Annotated in this window: 23 protein-coding genes and 3 pseudogenes; 13 read left to right on the forward strand and 13 right to left on the reverse strand. The window is 72.6% G+C overall.

Annotated features, from left to right (window positions below; genetic code table 11):
• Positions 1–74 precede the first annotated feature (74 nt).
• Entirely contained in the window at positions 75–779 is a 705-nt protein-coding gene (locus AQJ91_RS29305) for a hypothetical protein (RefSeq protein WP_159054677.1), read from the forward strand.
• An 83-nt stretch (positions 780–862) separates the two neighbouring features.
• Here AQJ91_RS29305 and AQJ91_RS29310 read toward each other — a convergent pair whose 3' ends face one another.
• Entirely contained in the window at positions 863–1,645 is a 783-nt protein-coding gene (locus tag AQJ91_RS29310; protein WP_067027479.1) for a putative protein N(5)-glutamine methyltransferase, read from the reverse strand.
• Positions 1,646–1,850: 205 nt separating this feature from the next.
• Here AQJ91_RS29310 and AQJ91_RS29315 point away from each other — a divergent pair.
• Positions 1,851–2,133: pseudogene (locus AQJ91_RS29315) on the forward strand (MarR family winged helix-turn-helix transcriptional regulator).
• A 43-nt stretch (positions 2,134–2,176) separates the two neighbouring features.
• Here the strand turns inward: AQJ91_RS29315 and AQJ91_RS29320 are convergent.
• Complete coding sequence (locus AQJ91_RS29320; RefSeq protein WP_067027481.1) at positions 2,177–2,929, reverse strand: GNAT family N-acetyltransferase; 753 nt, start codon at positions 2,927–2,929, stop codon at positions 2,177–2,179.
• 131 nt (positions 2,930–3,060) lie between these two features.
• Between AQJ91_RS29320 and AQJ91_RS29325 the strand changes: the two genes are divergently transcribed.
• The 3 genes from AQJ91_RS29325 (at position 3,061) to AQJ91_RS29335 (ending at position 5,166) form a co-directional block, all read left to right on the forward strand.
• A complete protein-coding gene (locus tag AQJ91_RS29325; protein ID WP_067027483.1) occupies positions 3,061–3,699 on the forward strand; it encodes a sulfite oxidase-like oxidoreductase in 639 nt (212 codons plus the stop codon).
• A complete protein-coding gene (locus tag AQJ91_RS29330) occupies positions 3,692–4,447 on the forward strand; it encodes a ferredoxin reductase (RefSeq protein ID WP_067027485.1) in 756 nt (251 codons plus the stop codon). Before AQJ91_RS29325 ends, AQJ91_RS29330 begins: the two co-directional genes overlap by 8 nt.
• A 134-nt stretch (positions 4,448–4,581) precedes the next feature.
• On the forward strand, positions 4,582–5,166 hold the full coding sequence (locus tag AQJ91_RS29335; protein ID WP_067027487.1) for an Rv1733c family protein: 585 nt from the start codon (positions 4,582–4,584) through the stop codon (positions 5,164–5,166).
• Positions 5,167–5,343: 177 nt separating this feature from the next.
• Here the strand turns inward: AQJ91_RS29335 and AQJ91_RS29340 are convergent, their stop codons facing one another.
• Positions 5,344–6,750 carry an 8-oxoguanine deaminase gene (locus AQJ91_RS29340; protein WP_067027489.1) on the reverse strand — a complete coding sequence of 469 codons (1,407 nt, stop codon included), beginning with the start codon at positions 6,748–6,750 and terminating at the stop codon, positions 5,344–5,346.
• A 102-nt stretch (positions 6,751–6,852) separates the two neighbouring features.
• Between AQJ91_RS29340 and AQJ91_RS29345 the strand changes: the two genes are divergently transcribed.
• From AQJ91_RS29345 to AQJ91_RS29350, 3 genes are all read left to right on the forward strand, one after another.
• Entirely contained in the window at positions 6,853–7,821 is a 969-nt protein-coding gene (locus AQJ91_RS29345; protein WP_067027491.1) for an acetylxylan esterase, read from the forward strand.
• Between the two features lie 9 nt (positions 7,822–7,830).
• Complete coding sequence (locus AQJ91_RS57475) at positions 7,831–7,959, forward strand: hypothetical protein (protein ID WP_267891245.1); 129 nt, start codon at positions 7,831–7,833, stop codon at positions 7,957–7,959.
• A 101-nt stretch (positions 7,960–8,060) separates the two neighbouring features.
• Positions 8,061–9,227 carry a serine hydrolase domain-containing protein gene (locus tag AQJ91_RS29350; RefSeq protein WP_067027493.1) on the forward strand — a complete coding sequence of 389 codons (1,167 nt, stop codon included), beginning with the start codon at positions 8,061–8,063 and terminating at the stop codon, positions 9,225–9,227.
• A gap of 51 nt (positions 9,228–9,278) precedes the next feature.
• Here AQJ91_RS29350 and AQJ91_RS29355 read toward each other — a convergent pair whose 3' ends face one another.
• The 3 genes from AQJ91_RS29355 to AQJ91_RS29365 are packed head-to-tail and all read right to left on the reverse strand — an operon-like array spanning position 9,279 to position 10,800.
• Entirely contained in the window at positions 9,279–9,488 is a 210-nt protein-coding gene (locus tag AQJ91_RS29355) for a thioesterase family protein (RefSeq protein ID WP_067027495.1), read from the reverse strand.
• The gene (locus AQJ91_RS29360) at positions 9,470–10,231 is read right to left on the reverse strand and encodes a class I SAM-dependent methyltransferase (RefSeq protein WP_067027497.1); all 762 of its coding nucleotides are present in this window, start codon (positions 10,229–10,231) and stop codon (positions 9,470–9,472) included. The genes AQJ91_RS29355 and AQJ91_RS29360 overlap by 19 nt, the downstream gene beginning before the upstream one ends.
• Positions 10,232–10,236: 5 nt before the next feature.
• A complete protein-coding gene (locus AQJ91_RS29365; RefSeq protein ID WP_067027499.1) occupies positions 10,237–10,800 on the reverse strand; it encodes a PadR family transcriptional regulator in 564 nt (187 codons plus the stop codon).
• 69 nt (positions 10,801–10,869) lie between these two features.
• Between AQJ91_RS29365 and AQJ91_RS29370 the strand changes: the two genes are divergently transcribed.
• Entirely contained in the window at positions 10,870–11,268 is a 399-nt protein-coding gene (locus AQJ91_RS29370) for a nuclear transport factor 2 family protein (RefSeq protein ID WP_067027501.1), read from the forward strand.
• On the opposite strand, the gene AQJ91_RS53865 is transcribed toward AQJ91_RS29370, so the two are convergent.
• Together AQJ91_RS53865 and ctaD are read right to left on the reverse strand one after the other, a co-directional pair.
• Entirely contained in the window at positions 11,171–11,806 is a 636-nt protein-coding gene (locus AQJ91_RS53865; protein ID WP_159054678.1) for a hypothetical protein, read from the reverse strand. The two genes, AQJ91_RS29370 and AQJ91_RS53865, sit on opposite strands and share 98 nt — an antisense overlap.
• 3 nt (positions 11,807–11,809) lie before the next feature.
• Positions 11,810–13,513 carry an aa3-type cytochrome oxidase subunit I gene (ctaD, locus tag AQJ91_RS29375; protein WP_107122567.1) on the reverse strand — a complete coding sequence of 568 codons (1,704 nt, stop codon included), beginning with the start codon at positions 13,511–13,513 and terminating at the stop codon, positions 11,810–11,812.
• A gap of 258 nt (positions 13,514–13,771) precedes the next feature.
• Between ctaD and AQJ91_RS29380 the strand changes: the two genes are divergently transcribed.
• Positions 13,772–15,577 (forward strand): GAF domain-containing sensor histidine kinase, encoded by a 1,806-nt coding sequence (locus AQJ91_RS29380; RefSeq protein WP_407696941.1) that lies wholly within the window; start codon positions 13,772–13,774, stop codon positions 15,575–15,577.
• A 17-nt stretch (positions 15,578–15,594) separates the two neighbouring features.
• On the opposite strand, the gene AQJ91_RS29385 is transcribed toward AQJ91_RS29380, so the two are convergent.
• Positions 15,595–16,299 (reverse strand): response regulator, encoded by a 705-nt coding sequence (locus tag AQJ91_RS29385; protein WP_067027502.1) that lies wholly within the window; start codon positions 16,297–16,299, stop codon positions 15,595–15,597.
• 1 nt (position 16,300) lies between these two features.
• A complete protein-coding gene (locus tag AQJ91_RS29390; RefSeq protein ID WP_067027504.1) occupies positions 16,301–16,966 on the reverse strand; it encodes a vitamin K epoxide reductase family protein in 666 nt (221 codons plus the stop codon).
• A 268-nt stretch (positions 16,967–17,234) separates the two neighbouring features.
• Between AQJ91_RS29390 and AQJ91_RS50185 the strand changes: the two are divergent.
• Positions 17,235–17,620: pseudogene (locus tag AQJ91_RS50185) on the forward strand (SAM-dependent methyltransferase); the annotation flags it as partial.
• Between the two features lie 289 nt (positions 17,621–17,909).
• A complete protein-coding gene (gene rho / locus AQJ91_RS29405) occupies positions 17,910–19,052 on the forward strand; it encodes a transcription termination factor Rho (RefSeq protein ID WP_067027510.1) in 1,143 nt (380 codons plus the stop codon).
• Positions 19,053–19,062: 10 nt separating this feature from the next.
• Here rho and AQJ91_RS52505 read toward each other — a convergent pair whose 3' ends face one another.
• Positions 19,063–19,665, reverse strand: coding sequence for a PfkB family carbohydrate kinase (locus tag AQJ91_RS52505; protein ID WP_067027512.1), 603 nt, complete (start codon positions 19,663–19,665; stop codon positions 19,063–19,065).
• A 207-nt stretch (positions 19,666–19,872) separates the two neighbouring features.
• Between AQJ91_RS52505 and AQJ91_RS52510 the strand changes: the two are divergent.
• Positions 19,873–20,757, forward strand: a pseudogene (locus AQJ91_RS52510) (D-alanyl-D-alanine carboxypeptidase family protein); the annotation flags it as partial.
• Positions 20,758–20,807: 50 nt separating this feature from the next.
• Here AQJ91_RS52510 and AQJ91_RS56135 read toward each other — a convergent pair.
• Entirely contained in the window at positions 20,808–22,145 is a 1,338-nt protein-coding gene (locus tag AQJ91_RS56135) for a glycosyltransferase 87 family protein (RefSeq protein WP_067027516.1), read from the reverse strand.
• A gap of 11 nt (positions 22,146–22,156) precedes the next feature.
• Positions 22,157–23,551: a polyprenol phosphomannose-dependent alpha 1,6 mannosyltransferase MptB gene (gene mptB, locus AQJ91_RS29425; RefSeq protein WP_067027518.1), complete on the reverse strand. Its 1,395-nt coding sequence runs from the start codon at positions 23,549–23,551 to the stop codon at positions 22,157–22,159.
• Between the last annotated feature and the right edge of the window lie 197 nt (positions 23,552–23,748).

The following is a 23,748-nucleotide window of genomic DNA, read 5'->3' on the forward strand; positions in this document are numbered from 1 at the left end:
TACCGTCCGCATCCCACAATCACTGCAAGGCGTGGCATGTGGATGCCAAGTGCCGTGGCCGATGGGAGCGAAGCGTGACACACGAACCGGATCAGGAACGCAGCACCGATACCGACATGGAGGTGCTCACAGCACCCGGCGGTCCGGACCGCGCATCCGCCCTGGGCGGCCTGTGGCGTCGGCAGTCCGTCCGGGCACGGACGGTGACCGCGGCGGCCACCGTCGCCGTCCTGGCCCTCGGCGGTACGGTCGCCTACGCCGCGACCTCGCAAGGCTCGGGCGAGGGGGCCTCGCCGTCGGCGTCCGGATCCGCGTCGCCGGCACCGGACGGGAAGGGCGGGCGGCACGGCCACGGCATGTGGTTCGGCCTCGGCGGCGACGCCGCGCACGGTGAGGCGACCGTCAAGGACCCGGACTCCGGCGACTGGGTCGTACGGATCTGGCAGCGGGGCACCGTCGAGAAGACCGACGGCGACCAGGTCACCGTCAAGAGCGAGGACGACGCCGAGTGGACGTGGACCGTCGGCTCGGACACCAAGGTGAACGGCGACGGTGCGGCGGCGGACATCAAGGAGGGCGACACGGCCTACCTGGTCGGCACCCTCTCCGACGACGACACCAGGACCGCCGCGCGTGTGTTCTCCGGCAACCTCGATGAGAAGGAGGACAAGGGGCCGGGCGGCTGGCGGGACAGGTTCCCCGGTCACGGGTACGGTCACCGGGACGGGCGTGACACCGACCCCTCGGCGAACACTTCGGGCAGCGGCACGGCGACCTGAGGCCACCAGGGCCAAGGGACTGTCCGGCGGATCAGGCCACAGGGAATCGGCGGCTCCTCACCGGCCTGATCCACCGGGCAGCGCTAGTTGAGGCCGATCACGACATTCGCGTACGGCTCCTCTGAGACGGCCAGACGTGCCGTCAGTCCGCTGCGGGTGAAGGCGTCGACGGCGGCCTGTGCCTGCCGTTCGCTCGTCTCCACCAGCAGGCAGCCGCCGGGCGCCAGCCAGTCCGGTGCCCCGGCGGCGACCCGGCGCAGGACGTCCAGCCCGTCCGCGCCGCCGTCGAGGGCGACGAGCGGCTCGTGGTCGCGCGCCTCCGCGGGGAGGAGGCCGACCTCGCCGGTGGGGACGTACGGCACGTTGGCCGCGAGGATGCCGACGCGGCCGCGCAGATCGCCGGGCAGCGCCTCGAACAGGTCGCCCGTGTGGACGTGACCGCCGTAGGGGGCGACATTGCGGCGGGCGCAGCGCACCGCGGTCGGCTCGATGTCGGCGGCGTGCAGCTCGACACCGCCCAGCGCGGCGGCCAGCGCGGCACCCACGGCGCCCGAACCACAGCACAGGTCCACGACGACGGACGCGTCCGGGGCCTGGGCGAGGGCCTGTTCGACTAGGAACTCGGTGCGCCGGCGGGGCACGAACACGCCGGGTTCCACGCCGATGCGCAGCCCGCGGAACTCGGCCCGGCCGATGACGAGTTCGAGGGGCAGGCCGGTGACCCGGCGGTCCACCATGGCGGCCAGCTCGTCCGGGGTACGGGCGGCGGCCAGGAGCAGCCGGGCCTCGTCCTCGGCGAAGACACAGCCCGCGGCGCGCAGTGCGGCCGCGACGGACGCCAGGGAGGAAGAAGACAGAGGGGGCATGAGAGCCGAGAGCCTTTCGGAAGCCGAAGGGCGCTCTTGCGGTCGCCTACCGCCGGCGGTCCGCGCCGATACGAGGAGAGAGCACCCGACCTGACACTGCGGTAATGGGTCTCACCTCCTCGGTCCCGTAAGGCTGGGGCGGTCCGCAGCCGACGGCCACCCTACCCCAACGATCAAGACCGCCGTGGAGACCATCCAGCGGGAGATGACGGCCTTCGCCCGCCGAACGGCTACCGGGCCACCGACCTGGCCGCGTACTACCTCCTGGACAAGTCCACGGTCAGTCGCCAGGTGGCCGCCTGGAACGCGACGGGCTGATCGAGCGGCGCCGTGACCCGGACGACCAGCGGGTCCATGTGCTGCACCTGACGGAGTCCGGCCGGAGCATCATCGCGCGGGTCACCGAACGCCGGCGGGCCGTGATGCGGGAGCGGCCGGCGGAGGACCTGGAGCGGTTCGCCGCGTGTCTCGTGCGGTACAACGCGTGACCGCCAAGGGGGGCGGCAGTCGGTCTCGGTCGAGGACCGGCGGTCAGCCCCGGGAGAGAGTCGACGCCCGTCCCTCCGGCACGTACTCGGGCACCCGGGCGCCGCGGAACACGGTCGTCCGGCGCCGCCGGAAGCCCAGGGACTCATAGAGGCGGATGGCGCCGGTATTGCCCGCGCCGGTGTGCAGGAACGGGGTGTCGCCGCGTTCCCGGATGCCGTGGGCGACGGCGCGGATCAGCCGGGTCGCCAGGCCCTCGCCGCGGAGGGCGGGGTCGGTGCAGACCGCGCTGATCTCGGTCCAGCCCGGCGGCCGCAGCCGCTCCCCGGCCATGGCGACGAGGACACCGTCCCGGCGTATGCCCAGGTAGGTGCCGAGTTCGACGGTGCGGGGCAGGAAGGGGCCGGGGCGGGTCCGTGCGACCAGGGCGAGCATCTCGGGCACGTCGGCGGGGCCGAGGCGCACGGCTTCCGGGTCGGGTGCGGTGGTCAGGCCGGCGTCGACCAGTTGCACGCCGTCGACATGGAACGTGATCTCCCAGTCGTCGGGGACGCGTCCCTGGAACGCGGGCAGTTCGATCTCCGCTCCGGGGCCGGCGAGCGCCGCGAGGTCCGCCCAGTCGTCGGCGGTCGGCTCCTCGGGCAGGGCGAGCCACGGCGACACGTCGACCGGGTAGCGCAGGATGCGGCCGCGCCGTTCGGCGAAGCGGGCGTGCGGGCCGGTCAGGGCGGCGCGGGCGGGGTGGTCGAGGACCCGCACGGCCGTACTCGGGCCTGCCGTGTCGTACGTCTTGGGCATGGCTCCCGCTCTCCTTCGCTGCTGTCCGTCACCAACAGTGAGCAAGCAAGATCGGCGGTCGGCTATTCCCGGGCCTGACATGCACGTACGGTTGACGGCGTAAGCAGTCACCCTCGTCACGCTGGACCCGTATGAACGTCACCCGAGGCTTCACCGGACGCCCCCGCGTCCTCCCCCACAGCCCCAAAGGCGTGGGCGGTGCCCCCATCACCGGGCTCCCGCCCGGCCAGTACGACGCCGGCGACGACTGGCCCGTACTGTCCGCCGAGGTCACCCCCGACCTGACGCCCGCCGAGTGGACCTTCCGCATCGACGGGCTGGTCGAGGAGCCGCGCACCTGGACCTGGAAGCAGGCGCACGAGCTGCCGGGGTCGGTGTACGCCGGTGACATCCACTGCGTGACGAGCTGGTCCAAGTTCGGGGTGCGGTTCGGGGGCGTGTCCCTGGACGCCTTCCTCGATGTGGTGCGGCCCCATGGGTCCGGCACACATGCCGTCGCCTACTCGCACACCGGGTACACCACCAACCTCCCGCTCGCCGACCTCACCGGCGGACGTGCCTGGATCGCCTGGGAGTACGACGGCGAGCCCCTGGCCGCCGAGCACGGCGGGCCGGCGCGGCTGCTGGTGCCGCACCTGTATTTCTGGAAGAGCGCCAAGTGGATCGCGGGACTGCGGATCCTCGACCACGACGAGCCGGGGTTCTGGGAGCAGAACGGCTACCACGCCCGTGGCAACCCCTGGGAGGAGCAGCGGTACTCCGGTGACTGAGTCCTTCACTCCCCCGACGCGGTTCGCCGTGCCCGGCCGCATCGCCGTCAGCGAAAGCACCGCCACCCTCTGGCAGACCGCCACGATCACCGAGATCCGCCGTGAGACCCCGCATGCCGCCACCTTCCGGCTCGCGGTGCCCCGCTGGGCGGGACACCTGCCCGGGCAGCACCTGATGCTGCGGCTGACCGCCGACGACGGCTATGTGGCCCAGCGCCACTACTCGATCGCGTCCGCTCCCGACGATTCCGGGCACATCGAGCTGACCCTGGATCATGTCGCGGGCGGTGAGGTCTCCGGCTGGTTCCACACGGTGGCCAAGCCGGGCGACGAGGTCGAGGTGCGCGGCCCACTGAGCGGCTTCTTCGCCTGGCCGGGCGACCGGCCCGCGCTGCTGATCGGCGCCGGTTCCGGCGTCGTCCCGCTGATGTCGATGGTGCGGCACCACCGGGTGCGCGGCCTGGACGTGCCGCTGCGGCTGCTGGTGTCGGCGCGCGGTCCCGAGGAGCTGATCTACGCGCGGGAGTACGGCGCGGAGACGACGCCCGTGTTCACGCGGAGTGCGCCGCGGGGTGAGCCGGTGGGACGTATAGCCGCCGCACATGTGGCGCCGCTCCTGGCTGAGCAGCCGTCCGGTGGGTGGGAGGCCTATGTGTGCGGCTCGAACGGGTTCGCCGAGCACGCCTCGCGGCTGCTGGTGGCCGCCGGTCAGCCCGTGGACCGCATCCGTATCGAACGCTTCGGCTGACTGGCGGGCGTCCGGCGCCGTGCTCTGGTGGGGATCGCCGTGAACGATGTCCGGTGAACGGGGTACCTGACCCCTGTGGCACTCGCACACCCGTCGGGCCCTCCGGTGCCGACGGTGACGGCGAGGAGGTCGACATGCGGACCCGGGTGCGCGGCTGGCGCTGGCGGCACAATCCGCTGCGGCGCCGGTCGGATGTCGTCGAGGCGTGGACGGTGCTGGCCGTCGTGGTACTGCTGCTGGTGGGGGCACCCCTGGTCGGGGCGGTCGCGGCCTGGTGGTCCCATGACGAGGCGCGCGCGACGGCCGAGGCGCAGCGCGACGGCCGCCGCCAGGTGCGGGCCGAGGTCCTCGAGAAGACCACCGAGGCGTTTCCTCCGGTCCCGGGCGGACAGCAGCAGGCCACCCGTGCGACGGTCCGCTCGACGGAGCCGGGCGACGGTCCCCGCACGGCCACGGCACGGATCCCGGCGGACGCGCGCACCGGAGAGACGGTCGACGTGTGGCTCGACTCCCAGGGCCGGAGCGTCGCCCCGCCACCGGGCCGACTGGCGGTCTGGCAGCACACGATCACGATCGGCGCATGCGCCGCGGGTGGCGCGGCCGCCGTGATCCTCCTCGGCCACTCCGCCGTACGGCATACGGCCACCCGGCACCGCCTGGCGGAGCGGGAAGGGGAGTGGGCCCGGACCGAACCGGAGTGGACGGGCCGTCGGGCGTGAAGCCGCAACAGAGATGGGGCCTGGCGTGACGCCCCACGGACAGGGGACCTGGCTCGACCGCTCACGAAGACCTGGCGTGGCGTGATCGCTGACGGCTGACGGCTGACGGCTGACGGCTGACGGCCTGGCGGCCTGGCGTACACCCGACAGCCGGCGGCAGCCGGTGGGCGTGGCGCCTCACCGGTGCCGGGGCGCGTGCCCCGTCCACCCGCCTCGCTGCATCCCCCGCGCGATCCGCCCGTGCTGCCGCAGCACGTCCGCCAGCCCCGGCAGTGCCGGCTCGCCACGGTCGACCAGGATGCGGCCGCCGACCACCGTGGTCCACGCGCGGGCCGGCCCGCACCGTAGCCACGCCTCCACCGGGTCGCTGAGCGCGCCCGCGAGGGCGACCTCGTGCAGGTCCCAGACGACCAGGTCGGCGCAGGCGCCGGGCCGCAGGTGGCCGAGTTCATCGGCGCGGCCCAGGCAGCGGGCCGAGCCTCGGGTGGCGAGGTCGAGGGCGTCGCGGGCGGTCATGGCGCCGGGGCCGCCGCGGTAGCGGCCCAGGAGCAGGGCCGTCCGGGTCTCCAGCCAGAGCGAGGCATGGTCCGTGGAGGCGGAGCCGTCGCAGCCGATGCCGACGGGCATGCCGAGTTCGCGCATCTCCTTCACACGTGCCGTGCCGCCGCCGATGAGCATGTTGGAGCTGGGGCAGTGCGCCACGCCGACGCCCGCGTCGGCCAGACGGCGCAGCTCGGCGTCGTTCGGGTAGATGCAGTGCGCGACCCAGGTCCGGTCGCTCATCCACCCGCTCTCCTCGAAGTACTCGACGGGACGGCAGCCGTAGGTCTCCAGGCAGTAGGTGTCCTCGTCGCGGTCCTCGGCGAGGTGCGTGTGCAGCCGTACGTCGTACCGCTCGGCGAGTTCGGCGGTGGCCGTCATCAGTTTCCTGGTCACCGAGAACGGCGAGCAGGGCGCGAGGGCGACCCGCACCAGCGCACCCGGTTCGGGGTCGTGGTGGTCCTTGATCAGGCGCTCACTGTCGGCGAGGACCTCCTCCTCGGTCTGGGTGACGCTGCTCGGCGGCAGCCCTCCGTCCTCCACCGAGCGGGTCATCGAGCCGCGGGTGGCATGGAAGCGGAAGCCGATGTCGCGGGCGGCACGGATCTCGGCGTCGACCAGGCGGGGGCGGGGATGGACGTAGAGGTGGTCGGACGACGTGGTGCAGCCACCCATGAGCAGCTCGGCCATACCGACGTACGCCGACACGTACGCGGCCTCCTCGTCCAGGGCCGCCCACAGCGGGTACAGCGTGGTCAGCCAGTCGAACAGGGAGCCGTTGACGGCGGGGGCGTAGGAGCGGGTGAGGTTCTGGTAGATGTGGTGGTGCGTGTTGACCAGGCCCGGGGTGACCAGCCGTCCGGCCGCCGAGACGGTCGTCCGGGCCGCGGGCTCGGTTCCGGCGGTACCGACACCGGTGACCCGACCACCGGAGATGGCCACCCAGCCGCCCGGGATCTCCCGAGCACCGTCCACGACAACCAGTTCGGCGCCTCTGACCAGCAGTTCCGTGCCCGTGGCCGGGGGATCGACGGCAGACGTCATGCCGTCATCGTAGGCGTTTGGCTCGCCAAGGACCTGGCGAGTCCTCCGACCACCCACGTACGGTGTGATCATCCGCACTACCCTTCACAAAGGCGGTCCCACATGGCCCTGTTCGACCTTCCGCTCGACGAACTGCGCGAGTACCGCAGCGAGTCCGTGGCGCCCGACGACTTCGGCGCGTTCTGGTCCAAGACCCTTGAAGAGGCCCGCGAGCACGACCTGGACGCCCGCTTCGAACCGGTGGACACGGGGCTGTCCACGGTGCGGGTGTACGACGTGACGTTCGCCGGGTTCGGCGGTCACCCGGTGAAGGGCTGGCTGACACTGCCGGCCGCGGCCGAGGAGCCGCTGCCGCTGGTCGTGGAGTTCATCGGGTACGGCGGCGGGCGCGGTCTGCCGCACGAGCATCTGCTGTGGGCGTCCACGGGCCGGGCGCACTTCGTGATGGACACCCGCGGACAGGGCAGCGCGTGGGGCGGCGGGGGCGGCACCCCGGATCCGGTGGGCGGCGCGCCGGCGTACCCCGGTTTTATGACCCGGGGCATCGACGCGCCCGAGAACTACTACTACCGCCGGGTGTTCACGGACGCGGTACGTGCCGTGGAGGCGGCCCGTTCGCACCCGCTGACCGACGCCTCGCGCACGGTCGCCCTCGGGTCGAGCCAGGGCGGCGGCATCACCATCGCGGTGGGCGGTCTGGTCCCGGACCTGGCGGCGATCGCGCCGGACGTGCCGTTCCTGTGCGACTACCCGCGCGCGGCCACGATCACCGACCGGCACCCGTACCGCGAGATCGGCCTGTACCTCAAGACGCACCGCGGCCGCACCGAGGACGCCCTGCGCACCCTCTCCTACTTCGACGGCGTCCACTTCGCCGCCCGCGGCCGCGCCCCCGCCCTCTTCTCGGCGGCCCTGGAGGACCAGACCTGCCCGCCGTCCACGGTCTTCGGAGCGTTCAACGCCTGGGCCCACGACGACAAGGTGATCGAGATCTACGACTTCAACGACCATGAGGGCGGCGGCCCTTACCAGGAGGCGGCCAAGCTGCGCTGGCTGCGGTCGTACGCCTGAGGGTCCGCGATGGAGACGCGTGAGGCCGCGGACCGGTTCGTGCGGTTCGGCGGCGCCGGGCCGGCCGTCGTGACCCGCGACTACTGGCACACGGTCGCGGGGCACCGGGAGCCCGAGGGCCGGTTGTTCCTCCGCTGAGGCCGGTCGGCACCTTCCGCCCGGTCCGACCAGTCGGTATGTTCAAGGAGCCCGATTCGCAGTGTCGCGGCCCGGGCTTCCGGCGGACTTGGGAGGGGCCCATGACGGAGCACGAGGCACAGGTGCACGGTCACTGCGAGGCACGGTTCGCCGCGGTGCGGGCGGCGTTCGAGGAGAACTTCCGGGAGCGCGGGGAGCTCGGTGCCGCGGTCGCCGTGACGGTGGGCGGCGAGACGGTGGTGGATCTGTGGGGCGGGTGGGCCGACGAGGCGCGCAGCCGGCCGTGGGAGCGGGACACCCTCGTCAACGTGTGGTCGACGTCGAAGGGGCCGACGGCACTGTGCGCGCACATCCTCGCCGACCGGGGACTACTCGACCTCGACGCGCCGGTGGCCGCGTACTGGCCGGAGTTCGCGGCGGCGGGCAAGGAGCGGGTTCTCGTACGGCACCTGCTGTCGCACCGCGCCGGGCTGTCCGGACTGCGGGAGCCGCACTCGCTCGCGCAGCTCTGCGACTGGGAGTTGACGACGCAGCGGCTCGCCGCGATGGAGCCCTGGTGGGAGCCGGGGACCGGGTCCGGGTATCACGCGCTGACCTACGGCTTCCTGGTCGGGGAGGTCGTGCGGCGGGTGTCGGGGCTGCTGCCGGGGGCGTTTCTGGAGCAGGAGGTGACCGGGCCGCTGGGCATCGACTTCACCGTCGGGTTGCCGGAGAAGGAGTCCGGGCGGGCCGCCGAGCTGGTGCGGGCACCGGTCGCTGCGACCAGTGAACAGGCCGCGGTCTTCGCCCAGTTGGCGCCCGCCGCGCTTGCCGCGCTCACCAACCCCGTCGTGGGCGCGGCGGAAGCCAACTCGCCCGAGTGGCGGGCCGCCGAGATCCCCGCCGCGAACGGCCACGGCACCGCGCGGGCCGTCGCCGCGCTGTACGGGATCTTCGCTGGGCGCGGTTCCCTCGACGGCCACCGTGTCCTGTCCCCCGAGGCGGCCGAGCGGGTGCGCGAGGGGCAGGGCAGCTGCCGAGACCTGGTGCTCGGTGCCGGGTTCGCGCATGAGACCGAGGTGGGCCTCGGCCTGTGGCTCAGCGGGCCGAACGGCTCGTACGGGCCCAACCCGCGGGCCTTCGGACATGACGGCTTCGGCGGCTCGTGCGGGCTGGCGGACCCGGAGGCGGGTGTGTCGCTGGGCTATGTGATGAACCGTATGGGGCCGCATATCGCCGACGATCCACGGAAGATGGCGCTGGTCGACGCGCTGTACGGGGCGCTGTGACGACTCCGGACGACATCGGGGACGACCGGATCGCGTCGCTCCCGCTCGGCTTCATCCGGCGCTGACGTCCGGCAGCGCCCGCACGACGCGGGACTGCCGGGCCGGCACCAGCAGGCAGCCCTCCGCCGACCAGACGGCGCTGTCGTCGACGGCCCAGCCGCTGCCCGCGTGATCGGTGCGGATGCGGACGAGGGCCCAGCCGTCGGGGACGTGGTCGTCGAGGGCGTCGGTGAGGCGGACGGTCAGTTCCGCGGTGGGCACGGGGCGCGGGGTGCGCCAGGGGGCTGGCGTCGCGCCACCACCATCCGCACCCGCGGGCTGCCGTCCCGCCGCCGCCCGAACTCGGGCAGGGCCTGGAGCTCCACCTCGAAGCCCGCACGCTCCAGCTCGCGGCGCACCTCACCCAGCCGGAAGGCCCGGTAGTACATGACGAACGGCGGCCGCCACACGGCGTTGCGCACCCGCATCACCGCGTCGAAGCCCAGCAGCGTCCAGTACGCACAGGAGGCGGGCCGGGGCGGCGCCACGATCGGGAAGGCGAAGCGGCCGCCCGGGCGCAGGACCGAGTGGACCTGGGCGAAGAGGCCGGGCAGTTCGGCGGGCAGGAAGTGGCCGAACGCCCCGAAGCTCACCACGAGGTCGAAGGCGGAGGTGAACGGTAGGGCTCGGGCGTCCGCCCGGACGAAGTCGATGCGGGGCCCGGCGGGGCGCGTGCGTTCCCGGGCGACGTCGAGCATGCCCGCGCTGAAGTCGACCCCCGTGACGCTCCGCCGGCACAGCCATGCCAGGACGTCGACCCCCGCGCCGGTGCCGCAGCACAGGTCGAGCCCGGCGTCGAAGGGCCCGGTGCGCGCCAGGGCCGCCGCGACGGCGTCGAGTACCGAGTCCGGCGTACGGAAGGGGGTGTGGTCGAACTTCGGGGCGAGCAGGTCGTAGCCGCGCTCGACGGACGACAGGGCCTGGACGGCGAGTTCGCGCAGGGTGGGGCCTTCGGGGCTGAACATCCGCGTCAGCCTAGAGGAGCGCGCTGTTTCAGGACCGTGAGAACGCGCCCGCACCAGCGCAGGTTCTCCTCCTCGAAGGCGATGCCCGCCAGGAGCGTGAGGTACGGGCCGACGCGGTCGGTGTCCCGCAGGTAGTCCTCCTCGGTCCGCCCGGCGAGCAGCCGTTCACGCATGCGCTCGTAGCGGCCGAGCTTGCCGTGTGCCCAGGACGCCCGCTCCTCGACCAGGGCGCGGGTCGCCTCGGGGTCCGAGCCGTCCATGGCCTGGATCTTGATGAGGAGTTCGTCGCGGAGGGCGGTGGGCCGCCGGGTCGGTGCGACGGCGAAGGCGTCCAGATCCCGCCGCCCGGCCTCGGTCAGGGTGAACAGCCGCTTGTTGGGCCGCCGTTCCTGCTGCACCACCCGGGCCTCGACCAGTCCGTCCTGAGCCAGGCGCTCCAGCTCTCGGTAGAGCTGCTGCGGGGTCGCGGGCCAGAAGTTGGCGAGCGAGACGTCGAACACCTTGGACAGCTCGTAGCCCGAGGCCTCGCCTTCCAGGAGGGCGGCCAGGACGGCGTACTTGAGGGACATGTAGACACGCTAGCAGCAGGTGACTAATCTCATCCACACCTAATCAACTAATTTAGTAGAGGAGCTCCGATGCGCGCATTCCGCGAGGCGGTCGAGGCGAACGACCTCGAAGCCGTCGAGGCACTGCTGGCCGAGGACGTCGTCTTCACCAGCCCGGTCGTGTTCAAGCCGTACGCCGGCAAGGCGATCACGGCGGCGATCCTGCGCGGTGTCACACAGGTCTTCGAGGACTTCCGCTACCTGCGCGAGATGAGCGGCGCGGGCGGGTGCGACCACGCGCTGGTCTTCACCGCGCGCGTGGGCGGCCGCGAGATCACCGGCTGCGACTTCATCCACCTCGATGACGAGGGCCTGATCGACGACCTCATGGTCATGATCCGTCCGCTGTCGGGCGCGCAGGCCCTGGCGGCGGCGATGGGGGCGCGGTTCGAGGAGATCGAGAAGGAGGCGGCGGCGCGGTCCGCCTGACTGCCCGGGCCGCGGTCGTCCAGGTGACCGCGACGGTGAGGAACAGGGCCACGAGCACGGCTGAGGCGGCCGTGGCCGTCACCCAGGTCCGGCGCTCCGCGGGACCGGTCGCGGCCAGCAAGGCCGCCGCGGCCGTGCCGGCGAGCAGCCCGCAGCCCACCAGGGTGGCGAAGACGCCACGGACACGGCTCCCGCGCTCCGCAACAGTCGGCGGCGCCGCCTGGCGCAGTACGGCCCAGTGACGAGCCGACTCCCGTGCTTCGAGCCCGCGTTGTACGGCGGCACGCACCAGTAGTACGGCCGAGACCCCGGCGCCCGTGACCGCCACGGCGGCGGGCACCCGCCACCCCCCGGCCATGAACAGCGCCACGGCAAGGGCCCCGATCGTGCTCCAGCCGGTCAGACAGGCCGCCGCCGCGGTACGACGGGAGTGCGGCCGGTCGGCGCCCGCCCTCAGGTCGGCGAGGGCGGGCAGGTACCAGACGCTGCCGGAGGCGGTCAGCAGGGCGGCACCCAGCGCCGGGACGGCATGGGACACGGCTCAGTTCACCGCCTCGGCCGCGGCGATCTCGGGGTGGTGGAGGTCGAAGGCCGGGGACTCGGACCGGATCCGCGGGAGCGAGGCGAAGTTGTGCCGCGGGGGCGGGCAGGAGGTCGCCCACTCGAGCGAACGGCCGTAGCCCCAGGGGTCGTCGACGTCCACGGGCGTGCCGTACTTGGCGGTCTTCCAGACGTTGTAGAAGAACGGCAGGACCGACAGGCCCAGCAGGAACGCGCCGATCGTGGACAGGGTGTTGAGGGCGGTGAAGCCGTCGGCGGCCAGGTAGTCGGCGTACCGGCGGGGCATGCCCTCGGCGCCGAGCCAGTGCTGGACGAGGAAGGTCAGGTGGAAGCCCGTCGTGAGCGTCCAGAAGGTGATCTTGCCGAGGCGTTCGTCGAGCATCTTGCCGGTGAACTTCGGCCACCAGAAGTGGAACCCGGCGAACATCGCGTACACGACGGTGCCGAAGACCGTGTAGTGGAAGTGCGCGACGACGAAGTACGAGTCGGAGAGGTGGAAGTCCATCGGCGGTGACGCCAGGATCACGCCGGTCAGGCCACCGAAGACGAACGTGATGAGAAAGCCGGTGGTCCACAGCATCGGCGTCTCGAAGGACAGACTGCCCTTCCACATCGTGCCGATCCAGTTGAAGAACTTCACGCCGGTCGGTACGGCGATCAGGAACGTCATGAAGGCGAAGAAGGGCAGCAGGACTCCCCCGGTGACGTACATGTGGTGCGCCCACACCGTCACCGACAGTCCGGCGATGGCGATCGTCGCCGCGACCAGGCCCATGTAGCCGAACATCGGCTTGCGGGAGAAGACCGGGATGACCTCGGAGACAATGCCGAAGAACGGCAGCGCCAGGATGTACACCTCGGGATGGCCGAAGAACCAGAACAGGTGCTGCCACAGCAGCGCGCCGCCGTTGGCCGGGTCGAAGATGTGGCTGCCGAACTTGCGGTCGCACTCCAGCGCGAACAGCGCCGCCGCCAGCACCGGGAACACGATCAGCACCAGTACGGCGGTCAGCAGCACGTTCCAGGTGAAGATCGGCATCCGGAACATCGTCATGCCCGGGGCGCGCATGCAGACGATGGTGGTGATGAAGTTGACCGCGCCGAGGATGCTGCCGAAGCCGGACAGCGCCACGCCCATGATCCACAGGTCGGCGCCGAGGCCCGGCGAGTGGACCGCGTCGGACAGCGGGGCGTACAGGAACCAGCCGAAGGAGGCCGCGCCGCCGGGCGTGAGGAAACCGAACGCGGCGATCGACGAGCCGAACAGGAACAGCCAGAAGGCGAGCATGTTCAGCCGCGGGAACGCCACGTCCGGGGCGCCTATCTGCAGCGGCATGATCCAGTTGGCGAAGCCGGTGAACAGCGGCATGGCGAACATCAGCAGCATGATCGAGCCGTGCATGGTGAACGCCTGGTTGAACTGCTCGTTCGACATGACCTGCAGGCCCGGCCGGGCGAGTTCCGCGCGCATCATCAGCGCCAGCGCACCGCCGACGATGAAGAACACGAACGCCGACACGAGGTACAGCGTGCCGATCTTCTTGTGGTCGGTGGTCGTCAGCCACTCCGTCCAGGACGGCCGGCCCGCCGTCCGCACGGCCACCGGCCCGGCCTCCGCGCGGACCACCGGACGTGTCCGCGCGTCCGCCGCGTGCCTCGACTGCTCTGTCTGTGCCTCGTCCACCGGACGGTGTCCTCCCGATCTGTTCCTGTGCCGGCGAACCGGGAAGCGCGGTGCGTGCGGGGGATGCACGGCACTTCCCGGCCGCCGCCACATGATCGTCGGTGGGGTACCGGGTCCCGATAGGGTCGAACGGTCCCTGCGGGGAACCGTGCGTAGGGCCCAACGGCCCCTCTTCGCACGCTTGCGCGGATGAACCGCCCATCGGCCCGTTCCGCGGTCGTACGCTGCTGGCCACCGACCGGTCCAGGAGCGCCAGACATGCCCGACTCACCACCCCAGCCGGCGCCGTCACGGCTTCGCCTCGACGTGCCGGAGCGCATGCACGGTCTCCTCGACGCCGTCATGGACCTCGGGCGCGGCCTGGACCTGCCGCAGGTGCTGCGGGGCATCGTGGAGGCGGCGGTCACCCTCACCGGCGCCGAGTACGGGGCCCTCGGCGTGATCGGTGACGGCGAGCGGCTGTCGCAGTTCCTGCCCGTGGGTGTCGCCGACGAGCTGGCGGCCCGGATCGGCCAGGCCCCCTGCGGGCGCGGCATCCTCGGCGAGCTGATCCGCGACCCGGCTCCGCTGCGGCTGACGGATCTGACCCGGCACCCGGCCAGTTTCGGGTTCCCCGAGCACCATCCGCCGATGCGTACGTTCCTGGGGGTGCCCATCCGGGTGCGGGACGAGGTGTTCGGCAACCTCTACCTGACGGAGAAACGCGGCGGTACGGGGTTCGACGCCGACGACGAGGCCGTCCTGGCCACGCTGGCCAACGCGGCCGGGGTCGCCATCGACAACGCCCGTCTGTACGACGGCAGCCGGCGCCGGGAGCAGCGGCTCGAGGCGCTCACCGAGATCACCCGCAGCCTGCTCGCAGGCGCCGAGGTGCGCGAGGTACTGCATCTGGTCGCCCGCAGGGCCTGCGAGGTGGCCGACGCCGACCGGGCCGCGGTGCTGCTGCCGGGCGGCGGGGCGGAGGGGGCGCGGCTCGCGGCGGAGGTGGCGTATGGGGTGGAGGAGAACCGGGTCGGCACTGAAGTGGCGGACGGGGCCGGGGACAACGGGGCCGACATCGCAGTGGCGGAGAGGGCCGGGGGGAACGGGGCCGGCGCTGGGCCGACGTACCGGACCGACGAGAACCGACCCGACACTCAGCCGACGTACCGGACCGACGAGAACCGACCCAACACTCAGCCGACGTACACGTCCGGCGCCGGGAGTGCCCGCGACGGACGCGGGCCTCGCGCCGACGCCGCCCCCGAGGTGAACGGTCCCACCGTCGCCGTCCCCCTCCCCCTCAGCAGCGCGTTCTGCGGTGAGCTGCGGCTGAGCCGGCATCCGGGGCGGCAGCCCTTCGACGACACCGAGGTGGCCCTCGTCTCCGGCTTCGCCGACCAGGCCGCCATCGCTCTGGAACTCGCCCGGCGCCGCGCCGAGTCCCAGGAGCTGGCCATGCTGCAGGACCGCGACCGTATCGCCCGCGACCTGCACGACCTGGCGATCCAGCGGCTCTTCGCCACCGGCATGACGTTGCAGAGCGCGACCCGGATGATCGAGGGCTCCGATGCCGCCGAGCGGGTCGCGCGGGCGGTTCAGGACCTGGACACCACCGTCCAGATCATCCGGTCGACGATCTTCGAGCTGCGCTCCGCCGGGGACGACCGCGGCGGGCCGGGGCTGCGCCGCCGTATGCCGGTGACCGCCCGGCTGGCCGCCCAGTCCCTGGGCTTCAGCCCTTCCCTGCGGATCGACGGGCCCGTGGACTCCACCGTTCCGGCCGACCTGGCCGAGGACCTGCTCGCCGTGACGGCCGAGGCGCTCAGCAACGTCGCCCGGCACGCCCGGGCCCGCGCCGCGGAGGTGGCACTCACCGTGCCGACGGCCGGGGACAGGGTGACGCTCATGGTGACGGACGACGGCGTGGGCATGCCGCCCGCCAGGAACGCGCCCGGGGCCCACACGGGCGGCCTGGCGAACATACGCGCCCGCGCCGAACGGTATGGCGGGACACTGACCGTCGAGTCCCCGGCGTCGGGCGGCACCCGAATCGTGTGGCGGGCATCGCTGCCCGCCGACTGAACGAGCCTCGGCGGCCCCTACGCCCTGCCCGGCCCCTGCTGCTCCAGCAGCCGCTGGGCGAGGATCGCCGCCTGGACGCGGCGGCCCACGCCGAGCTTGGCCAGGATGGATGAGACCCGGTTCTTGATGGTCTTCTCGGCGAGGAACAGCCGCTCGGCGATCTGGCGGTTGGTCAGGCCCTCGCCGATCAGTTCCAGGATCTGCAGCTCTCGTGGCGACAGCCGCTCCAACTCCGGTGACGGGGAGGGAGCTTCGGGCTCCGCCGGGCGCGGGGCGCGCAGCCGTGCCAGCACGCGTGCCGTGGCCCTGGGGTCCAGCGTGGACTGTCCGCCCGCCACCGCACGGACCGCGGCCACCAGGTCGGAGCCGTCGATCCGCTTGAGCGCGTAGCCGGCGGCGCCCGCCATGATGGCGTCGAACAGCGCCTCGTCGTCATCGAACGACGTCAGCATCAGGCAGGCCAACTCGGGCATCCGGGCGCGCAGTTCCCGGCACACCTCCACCCCGGCGTGGTCACCGCCGCCGCTCTCGCCCAGCCGTACGTCGAGCAGCGCGACGTCGGGTCGGGCGGCGGGCACCCGGGCAAGTGCCTCCCGGGCGCTCGCGGCCTCTCCGGCCACGACGATGTCCGGCTCGGCCTCCAGCAGGTCCCGCACTCCCCGTCGTACTACCTCGTGGTCGTCGAGGATGAACACCCGTACCGGTTCAGGACGTTCCCGCATGTCAGACCAGGGTCTGCCAGTAGGACCAGAAGCGGGTCCCGATCAGCATCACGATGCTGAGGTACCAGGTGACCGGCACCGCCCAGTGGAACTCCCGTACCCCGGCGACGAGTCCGCGGGGAGCGTGGATGACGCCGTGCCGGAGGTTGTGCACGGTGGTGTACCAGAACATGGCGATGGTGGCCGCCCAGGCCAGGCAGCACCACAGGCACAGCGCGCCGATCTCGTACAGCGCCTGGGTCATCAGCCACATGCAGAAGCCCGCGCCGAGCAGGGTGCCGAGGTTCAGCCCGAGCCAGAGCCAGCGCCGGAGGCGGCCCCCGGCCAGCAGCACGAACCCGAGGGTGGCCACCGCGGGGTAAGTCGCCAGGCCGAGCAGGGGGTTGGGGAAGCCTAGGACGGATGCCTGGTCGCTGGTCATGACGTTCGAGCACGACAGGATCGGGCTGATGTTGCACGACGGCGAGAAGTTCGGGTTCTGGAGGAGCTTGAACTTGTCGATGGTGATCACGAAGGAGGCGAGGGTGCCGAGCGCTCCCGACACGATCAGCAGCCACGCGAGGGCGCGCGAGGCCCCCGTCGCGCCCTCCGGAGTGGTCTTCCGTTCTGGTCCGTCCTCCAGTGCCGGGGTGGTGCCGTGCCGTGCGGTCGCGGTGCTGCTGGTCATCGGGCTGTTGCCGCCTCGTCGGTGTGCGGGTGCGTGGCGGGTCCACGGGCGGACCCGCGTGATCAGTGAAGTCAGTCACCGCACGCGGCAACAAGGGCCGAACGTCCCTGTCCCCACGTACCCGACGGCCCCGGCCGGCATCACGACGTTGGCGAGGCCGAACTCAAAGCAGGAGCAGGGCGACGGGTGCGAGTACGCGCGGCAGATGCGGGCCAACCAGGCGAACCGGGACGCCTCGCGGCGAAGGCGGGGCTCGACGTCAGCTACGTACAGGGTCGTGTACACCGGCAAGGGGGCCCCGTGCTATCTGCCCGACCTCAAGCGGTGAGCGGGTGAGGTGGCCCAACTCCTGCGTCCCGGCGGGCGGTTGTACGTCGCCGTGTTCATCCCCTGCTCAACTCGCTGGGCCCGATGCCCGCGCCGGGCGAGGGCCCCGAGCTGCTGCTCCGGCACGACTACCTGAGCGGGTGGATGCACGGAATAGGAGAGGTCGTCACCGCGTTGACGAGTACGGGAGTGACCATCCGACGGCTTCGGGAGAGCGACGAGCTTCTCTGGCCGCGCTGGCCGCGGATGGAGCGGACGCCCCATGGCTGGTGGCGGCCGCCCGAGCCGCGGATCCCGCTGCTGTACGGCCTGCCGGCCACCCGCTGAGTCGTATCCCACAGCCGTACCCGCACCCCCTGTGCTACCGTGCGGATAGCACTTGTGTACGCCCCCTCTGGGGCGGCCGTGCCAGTTCCACTTCGGTTCGCCGACCTGCCCGTCGCTCCCGACCGGCGTATCGGCTCTTCGCACCACCTCGTGAGCAGGGCTTCTTCAGCCATACCCGAGGTGTCGTTCTCCGCCGCCCGAAGACGCACTGCACGTCTTCCGCTCGCGGCTTCTCCCCCTCCCTTCCGCATGTCTCATGCACCTCCGTCCGTGAGAGGACCGACCCACCATGACCACCACACTCGAACGCCCCCCGGTCCGCCAGGACCTCCCGGCCCGGGCCGTCACCGGTGTCCTGGACATCGACACGAACGGGAAGGGGCACCTGCGCGACGCGAACTGCCTGCCCCTGCCCTCCGACCTGCAGGTCCCCGCCCAGCTGGTGCGCCGGTACGGCCTGCGCAAGGGCGATGTCGTGGACGGCGTCCGCGGCACCCAGCGCGCCCTGACCGAGGTCGCCCGGATCAACGGCCGTCCGTCCGAGGAGCTGCGCGGCCGTCGGCACTTCCGTGACCTCACGCCACTGCACCCGCAGGAGCGGCTCCGCCTCGAACACCCGGCGTCCGGCCTGACCGGGCGTGTCGCCGATCTGCTCGCGCCCGTCGGCAAGGGCCAGCGCGGGCTGATCGTGGCGCCGCCGAAGACCGGCAAGACCGTGCTGCTCCAGCAGATCGCGGCCGCCGTCGCCGGGAACCACCCCGAAGCCCACCTGATGGTGGTGCTGCTCGACGAGCGGCCCGAGGAGGTCACCGACATGCGGCGCTCCGTACGGGGCGAGGTGTACGCGTCGACCTTCGACCGGTCGCCCAAGCAGCACATCGCGCTCGCCGAGCTGGTGATCGAGCGGGCCAAGCGGCTCGTCGAGGCCGGCGAGGACGTCGTCATCCTCCTCGACTCGCTGACCCGGCTGTGCAGGGCGCACAACAACGCGGCCGCCGCCGGTGGCCGCACCCTCAGCGGTGGCGTCGACGCGTCCGCGCTGATCGGGCCGAAGCGGTTCTTCGGGGCCGCCCGGCTGGCCGAGGAGGGCGGCTCGCTCACGATCCTCGCCACAGCTCTCGTGGAGACCGGCTCGCGGGCCGACGAGTACTTCTTCGAGGAGCTGAAGAGCACCGGAAACATGGAGCTCCGCCTCAACCGCGAACTCGCCTCGCGCCGCGTCTTCCCGGCCGTCGACATCAACCCGTCCGGCACCCGCCGCGAGGAACTCCTCCTCTCCGCCGCTGAGTTGACCACCGTGCGTGGTCTGCGCCGGGCCCTGCAGACCCGGGACGGGCAGGCCAACCTGGAGACCCTCCTGGAGCGGATGCGCGCGACTCCGGACAACGCGACGTTCCTGCGGCGGATCCAGCCGACGCTGCCCGCCGAGTAGTCCGTCGGCGTCAGTACAGCCGCAGAGCCGACCAGGCCCTGTCGTCGAGGGCGAGATGCCGGTCCAGGCCGGAGGGGGCGAGGACGGCCGGCACGTCACCGCAGCTGTGCAGGGTCGCCGCGGCCAGCAGATGCCCGAGGCGCAGGGCGGCCACCGTCTCCCGGCCCTCCAGGAGCACCGCGAGGTAGCCCGCGGCGAAGGCGTCCCCCGCGCCGACGCGTTCGACGACCCGGGACGCGGGTGCGGGCACGAACACTTCCTCGCCGTCACGGGTGTACGAAGTCGCCCCGTGGTCGGCGTCCTTGACCACGATGACGGAGTCGGGGGCGAGCAGGTCGCGGACTTCGTCCGCCTTGGCGGTGCCCCAGAGTTCCTCCGCCTCGTCGCGTCCGACGAAGACGATCTCGGCGTGGCGGTCCAGTTCGAGGAGTACGACCGCCGGGTCGGCGCTCCGGTTCCGCCACAGGGCGGGGCGGTGGTTGACGTCGAAGGAGACGGCCGGACCGGGCAGCTGCGGCAAGCCGGTCAGCTCGAGGCCCAAGGTGGTGGCCGCAGAGTCCCGGCGGTAGGAGTAGGTACGGGTCCCGTCGGCGCCTGGATCCTTGAAGTACACGCCGGTGGGCCGCTCGGCGTCGGTCTCGACCGCGGAGACCTCGACGCCGCGAGCGGCGAGGCCGGACGAGGTCGCGGACCCGCACCTGGGGGGATGACGCCCCCGGGCCGGTCGGTGGAGCGAGTCCCGTGCGGCATCCGGGTGCTCGCTCGTGGCCCTCGGCCCGGGCAGCGCGATCCGGGACGGCCGCGTTCCTACGTTGACGGTATGACCATCGGATTTACTTCCCGGGCCGCCGTGTCGACCTGCGCGCTGTGTGTGGCGGGCCTGCTGTCGCTCGCGCCCGCCACCGCGACCGCCCATGCGAGGTCCGACTCCGACAGGCCCGGCGGGCCCGGGGCGGCGGCCCCGCAGCCGGCGTCGCTGTACCGGCCCGGCACACAGGTGCGGCCACACGCGGGGGCGCCCAGGGTGCCGCGTCTCTCCGCGCTGTCGTGGGTGGTGGCCGACGCCGGCACCGGTGAGGTACTCGCCGCGCACGACGCGCACCGGAAACTGCCGCCCGCCAGCACCCTGAAGACACTGTTCGCGCTGACCGTGCTGCCCGTGCTCCCCGGCGGCATCCGGCACAAGGTCACCGCGGACGAGCTGCGCGGCATCGGTCCCGGCAGCAGTCTGGTCGGGGTCGCCGCGGGGCGGACCTACCGGGTCGCCGACCTGTGGCGCGGGATGTTCCTCAACTCCGGCAACGACGCCGTGCACGTCCTCGCCGAACTGAGCGGCGGCTGGGGCTCGACGGCCGCGCGGATGCAGGCCAAGGCGCGTGCGCTGGGCGCCCACGACACGCGCGTGCTGTCGCCGGACGGCTATGACACGAAGGGCCAGGTGTCGTCGGCGTACGACCTGGCGGTGTTCGGCCGGGCGGGGCTGCGCAACCCGGACTTCGCCCGGTACTGCGCCACGGTGGAGGCCCGCTTCCCGGGCGATGGCGGAGGGTCGTACGAGATCCAGAACACCAACCGGCTGCTGACCGGCGCCAGCGGCGTCGACCGCTACCCGGGGCTGATCGGCGTCAAGAACGGCTACACCAGCAACGCCGGCAACACCCTGATCGCCGCCGCCCGCCGAGGCGCGCGCACCCTCGTCGTCACGGTGATGAACCCCCGGGCGGGCGACGGCTTCGCCGTCTACGAGGAGGCGCGTCAGCTGCTCGACTGGGGGTTCGGTGCGGCCGGGCGGGTCGATCCGGTGGGGTCGCTGGACGCCTTGCGGGCCAGGCCGAAGCCCGGACCGGAGGCGGTACCGGTGGCCGCCGTAGTGACGCCGGAGGGCGGCGACGGCTGGTCGCCGGCGTGGGCGATCGCGGGTGCGGCGGGGCTCGGCGCGGGTGCCGTGGCGTTCGTACTGCGCGTCAAGGGCGGGCGCTCGGCCCGGAGTGGACCGACCGGCAGCCACAGCAGCAAGCCGAGGGTGATCCAGGCGTAGACGTTGCTGCCCACGAAGCCGTCGACGCCGGACGCGTCGTCGAACCACAGCCATACGACGCTCGTGCACAGCACCGCGTACAGGGCGCCCGCCACCCGCGGGTGCCCGGCGCGGACCAGGACGGCGAAGGACGGCAGCAGCCACACCAGATGGTGCACCCAGGTGATCGGACTGACCAGGCAGGCGGTCAGCCCGGTGAGGGCGAACGCGGCGGCCCAGTCGCCCGCGGCGGCCGCCCGGCGCGAGCGCACCGCCCAGACACCCAGGACCAGCAGGACCGCCACCGCCCAGACCGCCCGGTCGGGTATGCCGAGCCGGGCCAGGATTCCTTGCAGGGACTGGTTCGAGACGTAGTCGAGGCGGCCGATCCGGGTGGTGTCCCACATCGCGTCGGTCCAGTAGAAGCGGGAGGCGTCCGGGGCGACCCAGGCCGCGAGCGCCGTGGCCCCGACGGCGACGGCGGTCGCCACGGCGGCCGCCCGCCATCGCCGCGCCACCAGCAGCAGGCCGATGAACAGCGCCGGCGTCAGCTTCACCGCGGCCGCCAGGCCGATGCCCCAACCCGCCCATCTCCCCCGGCCGGTGGCGAGCAGCCAGGCGTCCAGCAGCACCAGCGCCAGCAGCAGGACGTTCACCTGGCCGAAGCTGAAGGTGTCGCGGAGCGGTTCGAACAGGGCGAGCAGACAGGCGGCCAGGGCCCAGCCGTACCAGCCGTAGCGCCGCCAGCCGCGTCCGGTCAGGATGCGCAGGGCCACAGCGAGTGCGGCGAGGTTGAGCAGCAGGGCCAGGGCGATCGCGGTGTGCCAGTCGACGAGCGCCATCGGCAGCATGCCGACGGCCGCGAACGGCGGGTAGGTGAAGCCGTACGCCGTACCGGGCACCCGGTAGTCGTAGATCCGGCCGCCGCGGTGCGTCCAGGCGTCGACGGTGCCGTAGTAGACACGCAGGTCGAACCAGTCCCGCAGCAGCGGCACGGTCGCGGTGAAGGCGGTCACGACGAGGGCGAGCGCGAGGACCAGCAGCAGCCGGCCGCGGTCGGTGGCGGGCGTTCGCACGCCGTACGTCCTCATGTCGTACGGCCCAACGCCGGTGCCTGCGCCGCCTGGTGGGCCTGCCACAGCACCACCACCGCGAGCGCACCGCCGGAGACGGCCAGCACGAGCTGCCCGGCGTCCGCCGCGCCGCCGCTCGGCAGGACGGAGAGCGCCAGCACGCCCGTCACCGCCGCGACCCGGTGGCGTACCGAGGTGCTGGGGGCAGCGGCGGCTATGAGGAACAGTCCCCACAGGGCGTACCAGGGGCGGATCGCCGGTCCCAGGGCGGCGACCGCGGCGAGGCTCAGGCCGAGCGCGTACACGGGACGCGGGCGCAGGCGGATCCATATGACGAGGACGGCGGTCACGGCGGCCACGACACCGAAGGCGTGCCAGACCGGGACGGCGAGGGGGGCGAGATCGCTGCCGAGGTGTTCCAGCAGGGCACGGGTGGCACGGCCGAGGAGGCTGGTGAGGGCCCAGTTCTGCGGCGACACGGGGGCGTTGAGGGCGCCGATCCAGCCGTAGCCGGTACCGGCGACAGCCGTCGCGGCGACAGTGGTGGCCGCGGCAGCGAGCGTCGTCGTCAGGACGGCCCTCGCGGGGTGCCGGCCCGTGCGGACCTGGAGGACGACGACCGCGGCCAGCCCGAGTACGGCGGGCGCCTTGACCAACGCGGCGAGCGTGACGAGTACGGCGCCCAGCACCGGCCACCGGCCCAACGCCGCGACCAGTCCGACGCCGAGCAGGCCGAGCATGATGGCGTCGTTGTGCGCACCCGCGACCAGGTGCAGCAGGACCAGCGGGTTGAGGGCGCCGAGCCAGAGCGCGGCGGCCGGATCGGCGCCGCTGTGCCGGGCCAGGCGAGGCAGCGTGGCCGCCATCAGCGCCACGCCGAGGAGTGCGACCAGCCGCATCCCGAAGAGGCCGGCGGGGAGTTCGCCGCGGGTCACGCCGGCCAACGCTGACGCGACCGCGAGGAAGACCGGGCCGTACGGGGCGCCGGTGTGCCGCCAGATCGGGGCGACCTCGTCCGCGAGCGGGCCGCCGAGCCGGGACGGGCCGTGTGCGTACACGTCGATGTGGGCGTCGACCATGGCGCCCTGGGCGAGGTAGCTGTACACGTCCCTGCTGAACAGCGGGGGTGCGAGGAGCAGCGGGGCGGCCCAGATCGCCAGGACGAGCAGCAAAGCGCGGGGGGTTGGCGGGTCGGGGCGGCGTATCAGGCGGCCGAGCAGTGCCCAGGCCGCGATGAGGAGGACGACGCCGAAGTGGACGCCGACCAGGCCGAGGGCGGCGTGTGCGGAGGACGGGGCGAGCAGTTCGCGTACGGGCAGGGCTCCGGACGTCTCACCGCCTGCCGCGAGACAGGCGGTGCCTGCCAGGCCCAGCAACTGGCAGCGGCGGAGATCTGCGGGGGGAACCATGGCCAACACTCGGGCAGCGTGTCAACGTGGGGTGGCTGAAAGGCGACGGAAGCACTGCCGAGCGGGAGCCGGGATGTGACCGGTGCGTGATCAGCCGCGGGCCGGTGGGCTGGTCGCGCCCAGGCGGCGGAGCCGCATATTGATACAGCCCCGCACCCCCAAAAACCAAAGACAGGGCGTTCCGCCACCGTTTCTCA

It is taken from the genome of Streptomyces dysideae (assembly GCF_001514305.1).
GTDB classification, from domain to species: Bacteria; Actinomycetota; Actinomycetes; order Streptomycetales; family Streptomycetaceae; genus Streptomyces; species Streptomyces dysideae.